At 61.7% G+C, this 16,109-nt stretch carries 16 protein-coding genes; 7 read left to right on the forward strand and 9 right to left on the reverse strand.

All coding sequences use genetic code 11. The features are described 5' to 3' along the window. The first annotated feature begins 142 nt into the window (after nucleotides 1-142). The 6 genes from I6L39_RS10505 (at nucleotide 143) to putP (ending at nucleotide 7,798) form a co-directional block, all read left to right on the forward strand. Nucleotides 143-1,249, forward strand: a complete 1,107-nt coding sequence (locus I6L39_RS10505; RefSeq protein ID WP_216989617.1) for a 1-acyl-sn-glycerol-3-phosphate acyltransferase — start codon at nucleotides 143-145, stop codon at nucleotides 1,247-1,249. 310 nt (nucleotides 1,250-1,559) lie between these two features. Then, nucleotides 1,560-2,030 carry a YhcH/YjgK/YiaL family protein gene (locus I6L39_RS10510; protein ID WP_216989618.1) on the forward strand — a complete coding sequence of 157 codons (471 nt, stop codon included), beginning with the start codon at nucleotides 1,560-1,562 and terminating at the stop codon, nucleotides 2,028-2,030. 300 nt (nucleotides 2,031-2,330) lie between these two features. Continuing rightward, nucleotides 2,331-3,530, forward strand: a complete 1,200-nt coding sequence (locus I6L39_RS10515) for an acetate kinase (RefSeq protein ID WP_216989619.1) — start codon at nucleotides 2,331-2,333, stop codon at nucleotides 3,528-3,530. 133 nt (nucleotides 3,531-3,663) lie between these two features. Further along, nucleotides 3,664-4,905 carry a mechanosensitive ion channel family protein gene (locus tag I6L39_RS10520; RefSeq protein WP_042074000.1) on the forward strand — a complete coding sequence of 414 codons (1,242 nt, stop codon included), beginning with the start codon at nucleotides 3,664-3,666 and terminating at the stop codon, nucleotides 4,903-4,905. A 185-nt stretch (nucleotides 4,906-5,090) separates the two neighbouring features. Further along, nucleotides 5,091-6,017 carry a L,D-transpeptidase family protein gene (locus tag I6L39_RS10525; protein ID WP_209795048.1) on the forward strand — a complete coding sequence of 309 codons (927 nt, stop codon included), beginning with the start codon at nucleotides 5,091-5,093 and terminating at the stop codon, nucleotides 6,015-6,017. Between the two features lie 272 nt (nucleotides 6,018-6,289). Further along, entirely contained in the window at nucleotides 6,290-7,798 is a 1,509-nt protein-coding gene (gene putP / locus I6L39_RS10530; RefSeq protein WP_216989620.1) for a sodium/proline symporter PutP, read from the forward strand. 74 nt (nucleotides 7,799-7,872) lie between these two features. On the opposite strand, the gene I6L39_RS10535 is transcribed toward putP, so the two are convergent. From I6L39_RS10535 to I6L39_RS10560, 6 genes are all read right to left on the reverse strand, one after another. Next, nucleotides 7,873-8,478: an NAD(P)H-dependent oxidoreductase gene (locus I6L39_RS10535; RefSeq protein WP_216989621.1), complete on the reverse strand. Its 606-nt coding sequence runs from the start codon at nucleotides 8,476-8,478 to the stop codon at nucleotides 7,873-7,875. Between the two features lie 54 nt (nucleotides 8,479-8,532). Next, nucleotides 8,533-8,964: a MerR family transcriptional regulator gene (locus tag I6L39_RS10540; RefSeq protein ID WP_216989622.1), complete on the reverse strand. Its 432-nt coding sequence runs from the start codon at nucleotides 8,962-8,964 to the stop codon at nucleotides 8,533-8,535. Between the two features lie 249 nt (nucleotides 8,965-9,213). Next, nucleotides 9,214-10,239, reverse strand: a complete 1,026-nt coding sequence (locus I6L39_RS10545) for a hypothetical protein (protein WP_201887919.1) — start codon at nucleotides 10,237-10,239, stop codon at nucleotides 9,214-9,216. Between the two features lie 303 nt (nucleotides 10,240-10,542). Continuing rightward, nucleotides 10,543-10,971: a VOC family protein gene (locus I6L39_RS10550; protein WP_216989623.1), complete on the reverse strand. Its 429-nt coding sequence runs from the start codon at nucleotides 10,969-10,971 to the stop codon at nucleotides 10,543-10,545. A 379-nt stretch (nucleotides 10,972-11,350) separates the two neighbouring features. Continuing rightward, complete coding sequence (locus tag I6L39_RS10555) at nucleotides 11,351-11,944, reverse strand: MliC family protein (RefSeq protein WP_216989624.1); 594 nt, start codon at nucleotides 11,942-11,944, stop codon at nucleotides 11,351-11,353. A 94-nt stretch (nucleotides 11,945-12,038) separates the two neighbouring features. Then, nucleotides 12,039-12,407 carry a DUF2061 domain-containing protein gene (locus I6L39_RS10560; protein ID WP_216989625.1) on the reverse strand — a complete coding sequence of 123 codons (369 nt, stop codon included), beginning with the start codon at nucleotides 12,405-12,407 and terminating at the stop codon, nucleotides 12,039-12,041. Between the two features lie 178 nt (nucleotides 12,408-12,585). On the opposite strand from I6L39_RS10560, the gene I6L39_RS10565 reads away from it, so the two are divergent. Beyond that, complete coding sequence (locus tag I6L39_RS10565; RefSeq protein WP_216989626.1) at nucleotides 12,586-12,807, forward strand: hypothetical protein; 222 nt, start codon at nucleotides 12,586-12,588, stop codon at nucleotides 12,805-12,807. Between the two features lie 66 nt (nucleotides 12,808-12,873). Here I6L39_RS10565 and I6L39_RS10570 read toward each other — a convergent pair whose 3' ends face one another. From I6L39_RS10570 to I6L39_RS10580, 3 genes are read right to left on the reverse strand one after another with little or no spacing between them, the layout of a single operon-like run. Next, entirely contained in the window at nucleotides 12,874-13,728 is an 855-nt protein-coding gene (locus tag I6L39_RS10570) for a 23S rRNA (adenine(2030)-N(6))-methyltransferase RlmJ (protein WP_042073988.1), read from the reverse strand. Continuing rightward, nucleotides 13,722-14,183 carry a DUF2390 domain-containing protein gene (locus tag I6L39_RS10575; protein ID WP_042073986.1) on the reverse strand — a complete coding sequence of 154 codons (462 nt, stop codon included), beginning with the start codon at nucleotides 14,181-14,183 and terminating at the stop codon, nucleotides 13,722-13,724. The genes I6L39_RS10570 and I6L39_RS10575 overlap by 7 nt, the downstream gene beginning before the upstream one ends. Further along, on the reverse strand, nucleotides 14,176-16,086 hold the full coding sequence (locus tag I6L39_RS10580) for an ABC transporter ATP-binding protein (RefSeq protein WP_216989627.1): 1,911 nt from the start codon (nucleotides 16,084-16,086) through the stop codon (nucleotides 14,176-14,178). The genes I6L39_RS10575 and I6L39_RS10580 overlap by 8 nt, the downstream gene beginning before the upstream one ends. Between the last annotated feature and the right edge of the window lie 23 nt (nucleotides 16,087-16,109).

Consider the following 16,109-nt stretch of genomic DNA (forward strand, 5'->3'; position numbering starts at 1 on the left):
TCCACAGAGGGCTTTTTCACGGCAAGATCGCACTATCTGTATGCGTCTCATACCCCTGACCACAAAAGCGTGTAAAATTGCGCCCTGAATTTTCCCGGCCGGCAGACGCTGGCCGCGACTCCATACTTGCAAGGCAGACATTGTGACAGAAGTAGACAGATTCGCGGACATTCGCCCCTATCGCGATGAAGAAGTGCCGGCTGCCATCGAGCGGCTGATCCAGGATGACGAGTTTATCGGCGCCATCGCCAAATACCGTTTCGGTTCCCTGATGAGCTGGTTGGGCTGGGCCATCCGCCCGCTGATCCGCCAGTTCCTGCGCCACAAGTGGGCCAAGGTCAGCACGGTTCACCAGGTGCAGATGGGGGTGACCCGCTACATGACCCGGATGATCGCCACCTCCACCCAGGGGGTGAGCTTCTCCGGCCTGGAGCACCTGAAGAAGGAGCAGGGTTACCTGTTCGTCTCCAACCACAGGGACATCGCCATGGATCCGGCGTTCGTCAACTGGGGTCTGCATACCCACGGCTTCGATACCGTGCGCATCGCCATCGGTGACAACCTGCTGCGCAAGCCCTGCGCCACCGAGCTGATGAAGCTCAACAAGAGCTTCATCGTCAAGCGCTCCGCCAAGGGGCCGCGGGAGATGATGAAGGCCCTCGGCGAGCTGTCGGCCTACATAGGCCAGTCGGTGCACGAAGGCCACTCCATCTGGATCGCCCAGAAGGAAGGGCGCGCCAAGGACGGGGATGACAAGACGGATCCGGCCATCCTCAAGATGTTCTACGTGGACGGCAAGAAGCAGAAGATCGAGTTCGTTGACTATATGCGCAGCCTCAACATAGTGCCGGTCAGCATCAGCTACGAGCTGGATCCCACTGACAAGGCCAAGGCGCGCGAGCTCTACGAGAAATCGGTCAACGGCAGCTACGAGAAGGGTGAGTTCGAGGACATCGAGAGCATAGTCGCCGGCATCGTCGGCCAGAAGGGGCGGGTACACGTCTCCTTCGGCACCCCCATCACCGAGGGGTTCAGCGATCCGGACGAGCTGGCCGCCCTGATCGACAAGGCCATCTGGAGCAGCTATCGCCTCTTCCCCGGCAACTATCTGGCGGCGGATGTGCCCGGCAAGGCCAGCACCATAGAGCAGACCGCCTTCCTGACCCGCCAGTCGGAGGTGCCACAAGAGCACAAGGCCATCTGGCGCGCCATGTACGCCAAGCCGGTGGAAAACGCCGGCAAGGTTTGAATGGCACCGGTTATCACCAGGTGATGCGAAAAAAACGGGAGCAGATGCTCCCGTTTTTGCGTCTGGTCAAAGTCAGGGGAGATTGGGTAGTGAATAATATTGTTTCAACTGGTACGATCATCGAGTGAACGAGCGACTATCTCTTGGCAAGGTGCGGGCGGCTGTGCAACAGTGAGCCGGCGTCCTCGTTGCGAGAGACGCAGTTCAAGCCTGCACGGATAGCAGGTGACACCACAAAAAGGACCTTTGCGGGTCCTTTTTCGTTGATGAAGAAAGATGGACCACGGATAAACCTAAGGATGCGAGCCCCATGATCACCGGCAGTCTGAATACCCTGCAACGCACCCCCTTGCCCGCCCCGCTGGACCGCATCATGGTCGAGGTGGTGAAGGGCGTCGAGCGCTGGCTGAACGCCCCCCTCGGCAAACAGGAGATAGACGGCCTCAGGCTGTTCTGCCTGGTGAGCGAGGATCTGACCGAGCCGGTGGCGGATCGCCGCGGCGAGTTCCATCAGCAGTACCTGGACATCCAGCTGCTGCTGCGCGGCGAGGAGTGGATCGGCGTCGGTCCCCATGTTTATGAGGGGGAGGGCGCCGATCATCCTTACCCCGATCTCTGGTTCGTCGACGACGAACAGACCAGTTATCTGGCGTTGCAGCCCGGCGACTTTGCCATCTTCTGGCCGGGAGAACTGCATCGCCCCCTCTGCACCCCCCACTCGCCGGCTCAGGTGAAGAAGCTGGTGGTCAAGGTGCACCGGGATCTGCTGGCCGGGCTCTGATCGCCCGTACCGGCCGCCTGCGGAGCGCACTGCGCAGACCGAATCGATGATTCTATGAGTGCGCCAGACTATGAGTCGGCGCCAGAGAGTTTGAAAGGATAAGCGCGCCAGACTATGAGTCGGCGCCAGACAGTTTGAAAGGATAAGCGCGCCAGGCCCAGAGTTGGCGGTCGGCGCCAGACAGTTTGAAAAATTGGGCGCACTTTCCTGCGACCATAAGCCCCCGGCAGGGGAATCCCATCCATCGCTGGATGACACGACACTGTCGGCATAAAGCCGAAGCACAGGAAGATGTAGAACATGAGCAAGTTGGTATTGATCCTTAACTGCGGTAGCTCTTCCCTGAAATTTGCCGTAATGGACGCCGAAACGGGTGAGGACATGCTGTCCGGCCTGGCCGAATGCTTCAATCTGGACGATGCACGCATCAAATGGAAACTCCACGGGGTCAAGGGCGAGGCCATGCTGGGCGCGGGTGCCGCGCACCAGGAAGCCCTCGACCACATAGTGGGTCACATCCTGCCCCAGGATCCCGCGCTGGCCGAGCAGCTGGTGGCCATCGGCCATCGCATTGTGCACGGCGGCGAGCAGTTCTCCCGCTCCGTGCGCATCGATGAGGGCGTGATCGCCGGCATCGAGGCCGCCATCCCGTTCGCCCCCCTGCACAACCCGGCGCACCTCATCGGCATCCGTGCCGCCCTCAAGGTGTTCCCGGCCCTGGCCGAGAAGAACGTGGCCGTGTTCGACACCGCCTTCCACCAGACCCTGCCAGAGGAGGCCTACCTCTACGCGCTGCCCTACAGGCTCTACAAGGAGAACGGCATCCGCCGTTACGGCGCCCACGGCACCTCCCACCGCTTCATCGCCGAAGAGACCGCCAAGGCGCTCGGCAAGCCGCTCGAAGAGCTCAACATCATCAACTGCCACCTGGGCAACGGCGCCTCCGTCTGCGCCATCCGTGGCGGCGAGTCCGTCGACACCTCCATGGGCCTGACCCCGCTGGAAGGGCTGGCGATGGGCACCCGCTCCGGTGACATCGACCCCGCCGTGGTCTTCTTCATGCACGACCAGCTCGGTTACAGCGTGGAGCAGATCAACCACACCCTGACCCGCGAGTCCGGCCTGCTGGGCATGACCGAGGCGAGCAGTGACTGCCGCTACGTCACCTCCAACTACGCCACCGACGCCGGTGCCAAGCGTGCGCTGGACGTCTTCACCTACCGGGTGGCCAAGTATGTGGGCGCCTACGCCGCCGCCATGGGCGGTCGCCTGGACGCCCTGGTGTTCACCGGCGGCATCGGCGAGAACGCCGCCATGGTGCGCGAGATGGTGCTGGAGCGCCTGGCCCTGTTCGGCTTCAAGGTCGACAAGGAGACCAACAACGCCGCCGTGCTGGGCGGTGAAGGCCCCATCACCACCAAAGAGAGCCGTCTGGCCATGGTGATGCCCACCAACGAAGAGCTGGTCATCGCCCGCGATGCCCTGAGCCTGGTCGGCTGACGCCACCTCGCAGCGAATCAACGCCCGGCCTGTGCCGGGCGTTGTCATTTCCGGCGCCCAGTGAGCGGCCTGTCATTTGACATGACGGACCAGATACGTACCCTGACCGCAGTGTGATATTGCGGAGAGTGCGATGAAGAAGATGTTTTTCGACTGGCTTGCCAGTCTGGGAGTAGAGGTTACCGCCATGATGGCCCTGGTGATCGCCCTGGGGTTCATCGTGCTGACCGCCCTGGTGCTGCACCTGGTACTGCATCGCATCCTGCTGGTACGTCTGGTGGCCCTGCTCGGCAAGACCAAGCAGGTGTGGCTGCCGCCCCAGCTGCAGCAGCGGCTCTTCTACCGGCTCGCCTTCGTGCTGCAGGGGGCCGTGCTGCTGGGTCAGGCGGAGATCTGGCTGCCCAGGGCGTCCGACAGCCTGCAACTGATCGAACTGGTGGCCCAGCTCTGGATCCTGCTGTTCCTGCTGCTGGCGCTGTTCGCCCTGCTCGACTGCCTGCTGTCGGTGAGCCGCCATACCCGGCTCGGACGGGATCTGCCCCTGCGCGGCATCTTCCAGGGGGTGAAACTGGTGGCCAGCATCCTGGTGGGCATCCTGATGATCGCCCTGCTGCTCGGCAAGTCGCCACTCTTCCTGTTCAGCGGCCTGGGGGCCATGACCGCGGTCCTGATGCTGGTGTTCAAGGATCCCATCCTGGGCCTGGTGGCCGGGATCCAGCTCTCCGCCAACCGCATGCTGAGCGTCGGTGACTGGCTGCAGATGGACAAGTACGGGGCGGACGGCGAGGTGACCGACATCGGCCTCACCACGGTCAAGGTGTCGAACTGGGACAAGACCATCACCACCATCCCCACCTATGCCCTTATCTCCGACTCCTTCAAGAACTGGCAGGGGATGACAGAGTCGGGTGGCCGGCGCATCAAGCGCAGCGTCAACATCGACATGACCAGCGTGCGCTTCCTCACCTCGGAGGAGCAGTTGCGGCTCAAGCAGGCCAGATTGCTGGCCCCCTATCTCAGCCGCAAGGAGCAGGAACTCAGCAGCTACAACCAGCAGCTCAGCGATGCCATCAGCTGCCCCATCAATGGCCGCCATCTCACCAACCTGGGGACCCTGCGGGCCTACCTCGATGCCTACCTGCGCGCCCATCCGGGCATTCGCAAGGACATGACCCTGATGGTGCGCCAGCTGGCACCGACCCCGGACGGCCTGCCGCTCGAGATCTACTGCTTCACGGCGACCACCGCCTGGGCCGAGTACGAGGGGATACAGGCTGATATATTCGACCACATATTTGCCATTATCGAGCAATTCCATCTGCGCCTGCATCAGTCGCCAACTGGTTATGACATGCATGCCTGGAAAAATGGTTGATGCTGCTTTTCACGTGATATGGGGGGAGGGGCGCCGCCCCCTATTTAATCGCCGACCCGTCGCCACGTGGCGGTTGAAATTTGCAAGACAGAGGAGAAAAATGGCGGCCTTCTCGTCGCCCCGGGTGTGCAAGCCGCTCCCGGTCTGGCCAGAGTGCTGATCCATCCCCTTATCACAGGAAAGTTATGAAGCTCCTCCACAACACGGCGGCCGCCCTGTGCTGCGGTCTGATCCTGACCGCCATGCCCGCCTTCGCCATCGAATATGCCCTGCCTGCGGCCAACAGCCGCCTGGTGGGCGAGAACCTGGACTACGTGGTGTCGCCCGAAGAGGCCGGCCAGCCCCTGGAGGCGGCCGCCGCCAAGTTCCAGCTCGGCCTGACCAACATGCTGGAGGCTAATCCCAAGGCGGATCCCCTGCTACTGCAGGCGGGCGAGAAGCTGGTCATCCCGCACCAGCTGATCCTGCCGGATGCCCCCCGTGAGGGCATAGTGCTGAACGTGGCCGAGATGCGCCTCTACTACTACCCGAAGGGCAAGAAGGTGGTGGAAGTGCTGCCCATCGGCATCGGCCAGCTCGGCACCGACACCCCGGAAGACTGGGTGACCAGCGTGCAGCGCAAGAAGGCGGGCCCGACCTGGACCCCTACGGCCAAGATGCACGCCGAGTACGCCGCCCGCGGCGAGACCCTGCCCGCGGTCTGGCCGGCCGGCCCGGACAACCCCATGGGGCTGTTTGCGCTCTACATCGGCAAGATGTACGCCATCCACGGCACCAACGCCCAGTTCGGCATCGGCCTGCGGGTGAGCCACGGCTGCGTGCGCCTGCGCAACGACGACATCGAGTACCTGTTCAAGCAGGTCCCGGTCGGTACCCGGGTCCAGTTCGTCAACCAGCCCATCAAGGCTTCTGTCGAGCCGGATGGCCGCCGCTATCTGGAAGTGCACCAGCCGCTCTCCCGCAACCAGGAGGAGTTCGACTCCAGCCTGCCTGCGCCGCTGCCCATGTCCACCGCGGTGACCCGTTTCATCGCCCACGCGGACAGCGACTCCCAGCTGGTCAAGCAGGCCCTGGAGCAGCGCAGCGGCATGCCCATCGCCATCAACCGCTGAGCCCCGGTCCCGGATTGCGAGCCCTGGCCACTGCCGGGGCTTTTTTGTGTCTTCGGGGAGGGGGGGGTCAGGGGAAATTCCTGGTTGGTTAGGATAAAATCCGGCCCTTATGGCTCTGAGTGGTTACTTGATTAGGTGTTAAACGTTTTCTGTGTGTTTTTTATTTGTTAAAAATGGTTGTGATCAGGCGATCTGCTGATTACTCTAGGCCGGTTTTTTAAGGAAGAGTCCGTCACAAGAACGGACACAGACGTCACATAACGGAGTTTTGAATGACAGCTAGCACCCCAATGCTCATCACCTTTCTGGTGTACATCCTCGGGATGGTGTTGATCGGCTTCATCGCCTATCGCGCCACCCGCAACTTTGACGACTACATTCTCGGCGGCCGCCGGATGGGGAGCTGGGTGACCGCCCTCTCCGCCGGTGCCTCCGACATGAGTGGCTGGCTCCTGATGGGCCTGCCTGGCGCTGTCTTCATCGGCGGCATCTCCGAGAGCTGGATCGCCATCGGCCTCATCATCGGCGCCTACTTCAACTGGCGCTGGGTGGCCGGTCGGCTGCGGGTTCACACCGAGAAGAACCGCAACGCCCTGACCCTGCCGGACTATTTCACCTACCGCTTCGAAGACAAGAGCCGGGTGCTGCGCATCCTCTCCGCCCTGGTGATCCTGCTGTTCTTCACCATCTACTGCGCCTCCGGCGTGGTGGCCGGTGCCCGCTTGTTCGAGAGCACCTTCGGCATGAGCTATGACACCGCCCTCTGGATCGGTGCCGCGGCCACCATCACCTACACCTTCTTCGGCGGCTTCCTCGCGGTAAGCTGGACCGACACCGTGCAGGCGACCCTGATGATCTTCGCCCTCATCCTGACTCCTGTGTTCGTCATCATCGCCGTGGGCGGCATCGACACCGCCATGGTGCAGGTGGCGGCGCAGAACGCCAGCAACCTCGACATGTTCAAGAACCTGGACTTCATCGCCATCATCTCTCTGATGGCCTGGGGCCTGGGCTACTTCGGCCAGCCCCACATCCTGGCGCGCTTCATGGCGGCGGACTCCCACCACTCTATGGCCAGCGCCCGTCGCATCAGCATGACCTGGATGATCCTGTGCCTGGGCGGCGCCGTGGCCATCGGCTTCTTCGGTCTGGCCTACTTCGCCACCTTCGCCGAGCAGGCGACCGGCGTCACCGGCAACCCGGAGCGCGTCTTTATCGAGCTCTCCAAGATCCTGTTCAACCCCTGGGTCGCCGGCGTGCTGCTCTCCGCCATCCTGGCGGCGGTGATGAGTACCCTCAGCTGCCAGCTGCTGGTCTGCTCCAGCGCCATCACCGAGGATCTCTACAAGCCCTTCCTGCGCAAGAACGCCTCCCAGAAAGAGCTGGTGTGGGTCGGCCGCGCCATGGTGCTGCTGATCTCCCTCATCGCCATCGCCGTGGCCGTGAACCCGGAAAACCGGGTGCTGGGGCTGGTGAGCTACGCCTGGGCCGGCTTCGGTGCCGCCTTCGGCCCCGTGGTGCTGCTCTCCGTGCTCTGGTCGCGCATGACCCGTAACGGCGCCCTGGCGGGCATGCTGGTAGGCGCCCTGACCGTCATCGTCTGGAAGCAGTTCGGCTGGCTGGGGCTGTACGAGATCATCCCGGGCTTCCTGTTTGCCACCCTGGCGATCGTGGTGTTCAGCCTGCTGGACAAGGCCCCCTCCCAGGCCATGCTGGAACGCTTTGCCGATGCCGAGCAGGAGTTTCAGAGCCCCCTGACGGAGGCGGTCGCGGTGAAATAACCCGCGCCATCCATGACAAAAAGCCCCGCCATGGCGGGGCTTTTTTATGGGCAAAAAAATGCCCATGGCAGGGGTTAGGCGGGGCGTCTGCCCAGCCGCCGCACATCCTGGCGGGCGGCGGCCCCGGCTTGAGTGAGCCAGCGCTGGCGGGCCGCCTCATCCGAGGTGTGGACGGGCCCCAGATGCTGGCGGTGGGTCAGCCGGATGCCGCACAGCCCCAGCACCGGCTGGTCCAGGGTACGCTCCACGGGGGCGCCCTGCCACCAGCGGTAATACCAGGGGGGGCTGTCCATGGTGAGCAGCAGGCGCGCCGTCTTGCCGGCGAGCAGCCGCTCCGGGTGCGCCTTCCCCGGCTGGTAGCGAAAGGCGAAGCCCGGCAGCAGGGTGCGATCCAGCAGCCCCTTGAGGCGGGCAGGCAGGTGGCCCCACCAGACGGGGGCGACGATCACCAGATGGTGGGCCTGCGCCAGGCTCTGCTGCACCGCCTGCAGATCGGGCTCGAGGGGCTGCGCCTCGTCATAGCCGTGGTGCAGGTCCGGCTCGAAGGCGAGCCCTCCCACGTGATGCAGGGTGACGCGGGCGCCCCCCTCCTCGGCGCCGCAGGCATACTCCCGGGCGAGGGCGTGGCAGAGGCTGTCGGGTTTGGGGTTGCCGTTGAGAACAAGCAGGTTGGGGGTCATGGCATGGCTCCTTGCAGTGAGCCTCCATTACACCCCTTGTCCCATGGGACAGAGTCAAGCCACCTTTTGCCCCCGATCCGCTGCTGCGGGATGATCCTGAGCGTCGGGGGCGTGCCGGACCGGGGCACCATAGCGGCAAGGGTGCTGCGCCAGCAGCGTGGCGCACTGGCTCAGGCCCTGGTGCTGGCGTTGCAGCCTGGCGACCTCCGCTTCGATCTGTGCCAGCTTGTCCGCGATAAGCTGCTCCACCCTTTGCCAGGGGAAGTGGTCGAGGCTGGTGACGCCCGCGAGCAGGGGAACCAGCTCCCCGAGCTTGCAGCCAAGCCGCTGGGCCTCGCGGATAAAGCCGACCCACTCCAGATCCTCGGCCCGGTAGACGCGATACTTGCCGCGCCGCCTGGGCTCGGGCAGCAGCCCGAGCTGCTCGTAGAGACGGATTGCTTTTGGGGTGGTGCCCGCCAGCCGGGCAAATTCGCCGATATACATGGTGTTGCTCGCAAAGGTTGTTCGAGTAGGGGCTCACTATAGGTCAGTGGCAGGGGGGATTTCCCGATCCTGAAGGAGGGAGGGAAATATCTCTTTTGTAGGTCTGATTAGCGAAGCGTAATCAGACGATCGCGGCAGAATGATCGTTGGAAGGGCGCCTGACGATTATCCGGCTACCGGTGTGATGATTCTTCGCTGCTGTCTGATACGCTTCGCTATTCGAGCCTACGAGTTATTAGAACCTATGTGCTAATCTAGTTTAATAAATTTTGGCTTCGGAGAAATTATTTTGGGTGCCATAGCTTTAACATGCAGCCAGTCAGGGGCATTTACGCTTATAAGTTTATGCGTGCTAGCTACCAAGTCTTGTTGAGCTGCATCATTCAATGCATCTTCAATTTCTAGCGCTTTGGCGTCTGGATATTTTTCAATCTGCTCTTGTATCTTCTGGGCTTTAGCGCTTGGCTTGATGAAATATGGAGGTTGCTCTTGTTTACCTAATGTGCAGATAGCCCTGGCAACTGCATGATAAGCATCATTAAATAGACCCATGAATCCGTTAGGGTCAGCTAATGTTACGAGCCATAACCCATGTTTTTGACTATATTTAACACCGCTATTGTTGTTGAAGTGCGTAGATTCAGGAACTATGCCTATTCTAAGGCCAGCACCACCTTCTAGTTGTGCAAAATTTGACTTTATCGTAGCAGCAAAATATCGAGGGTCATCTGAGGCAGATAGAAAAAGATCTGTCTTCCATATTTTTTTGATTCTATTGTTTAGTTCTGCCTCGGCTGTATGTCCACGAGCAGCGATTTGAACCCAAGGGCCAAACCGAAAAGGCTTTCCACTCCCTTGTGGTAACAGGTAAGAGTCAGTTCCTGCCTCATCAACTACTGCATCAAGAAAGCCTAAATATTTTGCTCGTTCTTGCCCAAACAGTAATGAGGTTGGTTCAGAGTCTTTAACGTATTTTGATGCTCGTCTCATTGCATGACTTACAGGATTTATTACACTCGGCTCTTTGCCAAGGATCGCTTCGTGTACTGCCCACTCAAAACCATCGCCTCGCATCCCTTTGTCGCGCTCAAGACGAGCAATTTTCGCTAGCTGCCTCATCCGTACTTGATCTAATGGTGTGTTGATATCCCTCAAGTCCTCATCTGAGATAGAGTCAATAAGTGCTCTAAGCACAGATCTGCAAACAGCATAAAGTGCACGTCCATATTCATCTATTGGTGCATTTTGTTCGATAAAAGTAACATTTGCGGACAATGTATTTCTCCCATTTTTACAGATTACATCAGATTAGGTGAAAGACGTTAATAATCAGATATTTAACCCTTCCGTGTAACACTGCTTCGACATTGCTAAAATTACTGAAAATTTGCTTTAAATTATAATAGTGCCTGCTTGAGTCTATGTCTTTTTGTATTATTTTAACTTCCTATGCTTGCTTTTCCTTTACTCCTGTAAAAGTACGGTACTAAGAAAATCAGGGTATCACTATGTTGAGCAAGGCGTAGTCACCTCGCTGCACAATGGCGAGGCCCATATCACTGGCGTTCCGTTCTTTATCTAAAACCGAATTTCCACCGATTCTGCACTGCGCTTTGCCTCGCCGTGATACACAGCTTCGATATTATTGCCGTCGGGGTCGAGGACAAAGGCGGCGTAATAGCCGGGGTGATAGACCCGCTCGCCGGGGGCGCCGTTGTCCTGGCCGCCGTGGGCCAGGGCTGCCTGATAGAAGCGATCCACCGTGGCCCTGTCCTGCGCCTGGAAAGCGAGATGGTGGCGACCGGTCAGTGCGCCGAGCGCAGCCGGGCTGTCGATGGCGGTGACAAACAGCTCGTCAGCCCAGAAGTAACCCTCACCCGCGCCGCCGATTGGCACATCGAGGGTGGCCAGTATGGCCCTGTAAAAGCGCTCGCTGGCGGCCAGGTCTTTCACCACCAACTGGAGATGGTCGATCAGCCGACCCCGATGCAGTGCGTGCGTTTCCATACATTCACTCCACTCGACATGGTTGAATCAGTCACTTACCTCTTGCCGGTCGCGCCCTTTGGCGACGCTACCGCACTGGATCTCAGCCTCCAGTCTGCTGCACGTTACCTGCGAGAGGGTTGGCATGGCTCATGGGAGACTCCGACGAGGCGTATGTTGCCAATTGGCTATATTAACGGCCCGCGAGCGAAGGGAAAGGAGGAAATGGCGAATTGCCGGGCAAGATCAACAAATGGACGCCAGCCCGAAAGCCTGGCGCCCGGGCCGGATTGGCGAGAGGGGGCAGGGGATAGGAAAAAGGGGGGCGAGCGGCCACCTGTTGGTGACCCTCTTGCTGCCTGTACGGAAGTGGTTGCCCGGCCCCTGGCCGGGCGGGGGATCAGTTGCCCGGGATCTCGTTGCAGGCGAGGGTGGGCTGACCATGGCGCTCCAGCCTGGCGTCGCTTCCCTTGGTAAAGAGGGTGAGGTTTTGCCCCTCGTAGCGGGCGCCGCTGGCGCTGGGGGTCTCATAGGCGAGCACCTGCTGCTGGTTGTCCCCCTCGCTCAGGTTGATCATGGCGGCGGGCCGCTTGGCCTCGTTGTAGAAGTAGGTGGAGAGGGTGACGTGCTTGCCGCACTGGTAGTCCACCGGCGTCGGCACCCTCAGCTGGCCGCCCTTGATCTGCAGCTCGGTGATCCGTATCTGGTAGCTCTCTTCCACGCACTGGCGCAGGTCGCCCGCCTTCCAGCAGTCGTTGCGCCCCTTGATCCAGCCGCGCTGGATGGCGCGCTCCGTCTTCTGCTGCTCGGGGGAGAACCCGGCAATCGCCTTGGGATAGAGGGCTGACAGCTCGTTATCCAGCGCCGCCAGTCCGGCATCCTTGCAGATGAGGGTTTCGGCGGCGCCTTTCGCCTTGGCGCAATCGAAGGACGGGGTGGCCGCCGCGGCCAGCAGAGGGGAAAACAGCAGGGTGCCAAGCAAGATCTTGTTCATCCATAGGGTTCCAGCAAGGGGGGATTCCGCTACTAGAACATAATGGCACGAGGCCGCCGAGCGCTTTTTTGCGCCGGGCGGCCCTGCATTACAATCAGACGCCGGCCAGCGCCAGTGGCTGGCGGCTGCGCCACAGCCGCTCGTGGAAGAAGAAGACGACGGTGTTGATGGCAGGTTCGATCAGTGCCATCACGCCGCCGGTGAGCAGCTCGCCGCTCAACAGGTAGGCGACACCGAAGGCCACCGAGAAGTGGACCAGGGCGAAGCTGCTGGTCTTGGCCTGCAGGCTGTGATCGGGTTTGAGCCTGTGCCAGCCAAGGTCGTGGAAGTAGAAGGCGACGGTGTTGACGGCGGGCTCGATGAGGGCGATCAGGCTGGCGGTCAGCAGCTCGCCGGTCAGCAGGTAAGCCACGGTGAAGGCGACACTGAAGTGCAAGATGGCGAAGCTGATGGTCTTTTTCATGTTGGTGTCTCCTCTGGCGATGAAGGCAGTATCACCCAGAATTTCACCAAATGAAAACCATTCTCATCTATCGGCGAAATAGAAAAAGCCTATCGACCGGCGAGCCCCACCGGATCGGGAGTTGCCTGGGGCCACAACGGCGCTAGAGTGTGCCTTTTGCCATGAAAAAGGAGCTTTCATGACCATCAATGCCAACATCGATGTGCTGTTTATCCTGCTGCTGATGATCGTCGTCGGCGTCCTGGCCTGGCGACTGGCCCGGCGCAAGAGCCGTCATCCCGTGCTTGTCACCGTCCTGTGCGTGCTGCTCTGTCTGGCCCCGCCCTTCGCCCTGCTGGCGCTGCTCATTCTGGCGCTGTGGCGGGATATGCCCGCAGGAGCGGATGCCAGGCAAGCCTAGTCCCCTCGGTCGCAGCAATAGAAAAGCCCCTTGCGGGGCTTTGTCGTGTTTGCAGCGGATGAACAGTCAGGCCTCGGCCTTGTTCAGCCACTCCACCCTGTACTGGGCGCCGGCGCCCTGGGCCAGCTTGGCGCACAGGGGCTTGAGGAAGGCTTCTATCTGCTCGTCCAGCATCCAGGGGGGGCTGACGATGAGCATGCCGGAGCCGTTCATGCCCCAGTCGGCAGTCTGGCCGGCCACTTCCAGCTCGGCGACCAGGACGTTGCCGAAGTTCTCCCGCTTGATCGCTTTCAGCATGTCGCGGGACTTGTCCGCCTCCTGCCCCAGGATGGGATACCAGAGGGCATAGATGCCGGTGGCCCAGCGCTTCTGCGCCTTCTTAAGGGTGTCGACCACGGCGAAGTAGTCTTCCTTGAGCTCATAGGGCGGATCGATCAGCACCAGGCCGCGGCGCGGGGTAGGGGGCAGCAGGGCCACCAGCCCCTCGAAGCCGTCGCGATGGTGCACGGCGACGCGGGGGTCGTACCCCATGTTGGCGCGCAGATCCTCCACCTCGTTGTTGTGCAGCTCCATCAGCGCCAGCTTGTCCTGCTCGCGGAGAAGGCGGCGCGACAGCTCGGGGGAACCCGGGTAGTAGTGCAGCTCGCCGCTCGCATTCATCTCCTCGATGACGCCCAGATAGGGGGCCATGGCAGACCACTGGGCCCGCTCGTCCCACAGCCGACCTATGCCGTCGGCGTATTCCGCCTTCTTCTGGGACCAGTCGCCGCGCAGGTCGTAGAGACCGCCACCGGCATGGGTGTCCAGCACGATGAAGGGTTTCTCCTTCTTCTTGAGGGACTCGATGATCAGGGCCTGGACGGCGTGTTTCAGCACGTCGGCGTGGTTGCCGGCGTGAAAGGCGTGGCGGTAGCTCAGCATATGAGATCTCTGAGGGGGCCCTGCTGGGCTCCCAGTAACGATAGATAGTTCGACAGGTTGTGGCTGTCGCCGCGAAATAGGGTGAGGGCGCGCAGGGTCTGCAGCAGGACCCCCTGTTGCAGCCGCTCCAGCTCCAGTTCGTGGGCCAGCATGGTCTGGTACTCGTCGTCGGCCAGCCTGGCCTTGGCCTGCTGGCGCAGGGTGCGCCAGGGGATCAGCACCGCCTCGGTCTGCACCAGGGCCGGCTGCAAGTCCGTGAGGTCGACCGGGATGCAGAGCAGATCCAGGTGGTGCAGCAGCAGGGCCAGATTGACGTTGCCCCCCAGCGTCTGGACATGGAGCCAGTCCTGACTGCGCTGGCCATAGGCCCCAGTGCTCCACGCCCAGAAGTCGGGCGGGCTGGGCAGCTCGTGGGCCTGCACTCGGGTGCCTTCCATCCGCTGTGTGTCACGCAAAGAAGGCTTGCTCCATGGCTTCCAGCTCCTCGGAGAGACTCATCCACTCCAGCTCGACGTTTTCCAGCTCCTCCTTGAGGGGGCCCTGGGACTTGAGCAGCTCGGAGAGTTTGCCCTTGGCGCCCTCCTCGTAGATGGCCGGGTCGGCCAACTGCTGCTCGATGTCGGCTAGCCTGCCCTGCAGCTTCTCCATGGCGGCCTCGAGCTTCTCCAGCTTCTGGCGAAGCGGCCGGGTCTGCTGGCGGAACTGGGCCTCGAGGCGCTTCTGATCCTTGCGCGCCACCGCCGAGTTGGCGGAGACGGGGCCGTCCAACGGCTTGGCGTTCGCCTCCTTCTCCTGCTCGCCGAGCCACTTGTGGTAGTCGTCGAGATCCCCGTCGAACGGCTCGACCCGGCCACCGTGGACCAGGTAGAAGTCGTCGGTGGTGGTGCGCAGCAGGTGCCTGTCGTGAGAGACCACCACCATGGCCCCTTCGAACCCTTGCAGCGCCATGGTCAGGGCGTGGCGCATCTCCAGATCCAGGTGGTTGGTCGGTTCATCCAGCAGCAGCAGGTTCGGCTTTTGCCAAGTGATGAGGGCCAGCACCAGGCGCGCCTTCTCGCCGCCGGAGAAGGGGGCCACCTTGTCGAGCACCTTGTCGCCGTGAAAGCCGAAGCTGCCGAGGTAGTTGCGAAGCTCCTGCTCCGTCTTGTCCGGGGCGAGTCGCACCAGATGATCGAGCGGGGAGTCGTTCAGGCGCAGGGTCTCGAGCTGGTGCTGGGCGAAGTAGCCGATGCTGACCCCGGCGCTCACCTCCAGCTTGCCCGACAGCGGCGGATTGCTGCCCGCCAGCATCTTGATAAAGGTGGACTTGCCGGCGCCATTGCGCCCCAGGAGGCCGATGCGCGACCCCGGCACCAGGTTTAGCTTGATCTTCTCCAGGATCACCTTGTCGCCGTAACCGGCGCTGAGGTTCTCCATGGCGATAAGGGGCGTCGGGAGGGCCGAGGGCTCGCGAAACTCGAAGCTGAACTCGGAGTCGGCGTGAGCGGGCAGGATCTTCTCCATCCGCTCCATGGCCTTGAGGCGGCTCTGGGCCTGCCGGGCCTTGGAGGCCTTGTAGCGAAAGCGGTCCACATAAGATTGCATGTGGGCCATCTCCCGCTGCTGCTTCTCATACATGGACTGCTGCTGGGCGAGCTGCTCGGCGCGCTGCAGCTCGAAGTCGGAATAGCCGCCGGTGTATTCGTTGAGCTTGCCGTTCTCGATATGAATGATGCGCCCGACCACGGAGTCGAGGAAGTCCCGGTCGTGGGAGATCAGCACCAGCGTGCCCTGGTAGCTCTTGAGCCACTTCTCCAGCCAGATGACGGCGTCCAGATCCAGGTGGTTGGTCGGTTCATCGAGCAGCAGCAGATCGGAGCGACACAGCAGCGCCTGGGCCAGGTTCAGGCGCATGCGCCAGCCGCCGGAGAAACTTCTCACCGGCGAGTCGAGCTGATCGCCGCCAAAGCCCAGGCCGTGCAGCAGCTCGGCTGCGCGCGCGCGAATGCTGTAGGCACCTATGGTGTCGAGCCTGCCGTGCAGCTCGGCCACCAGCAGACCGTTGTCATCCGCCTCGGCCCGGGCGAGCTCGGCCTCCAGGGCGCGGAACTCCTTGTCGCCGTCGATCACGTACTCCAGGGCGGAGCACTCCAGCGCCGGGGTCTCCTGGGCGACGCCTGCGATCTGCCAGCCGGCGGGCAGGCTGAAGCTGCCGTTGTCGATGGCCAGCTCGCCCCGCACCAGTGCAAAGAAGGTGGACTTGCCACAGCCGTTCTTGCCCACCAGACCCACCTTGTGGCCGGGGTGGATGGTGGCGGACGCGTTGTCCAGCAGCGTGCGGCCGCCGCGGATCAGTTCGATTTGACTGGCAACTATCATGGATGGGTCTGCTTGGTTCGAGT

Source organism: Aeromonas sp. FDAARGOS 1409, from assembly GCF_019048705.1.
In the GTDB taxonomy this organism is placed as follows: Bacteria; Pseudomonadota; Gammaproteobacteria; order Enterobacterales; family Aeromonadaceae; genus Aeromonas; species Aeromonas sanarellii.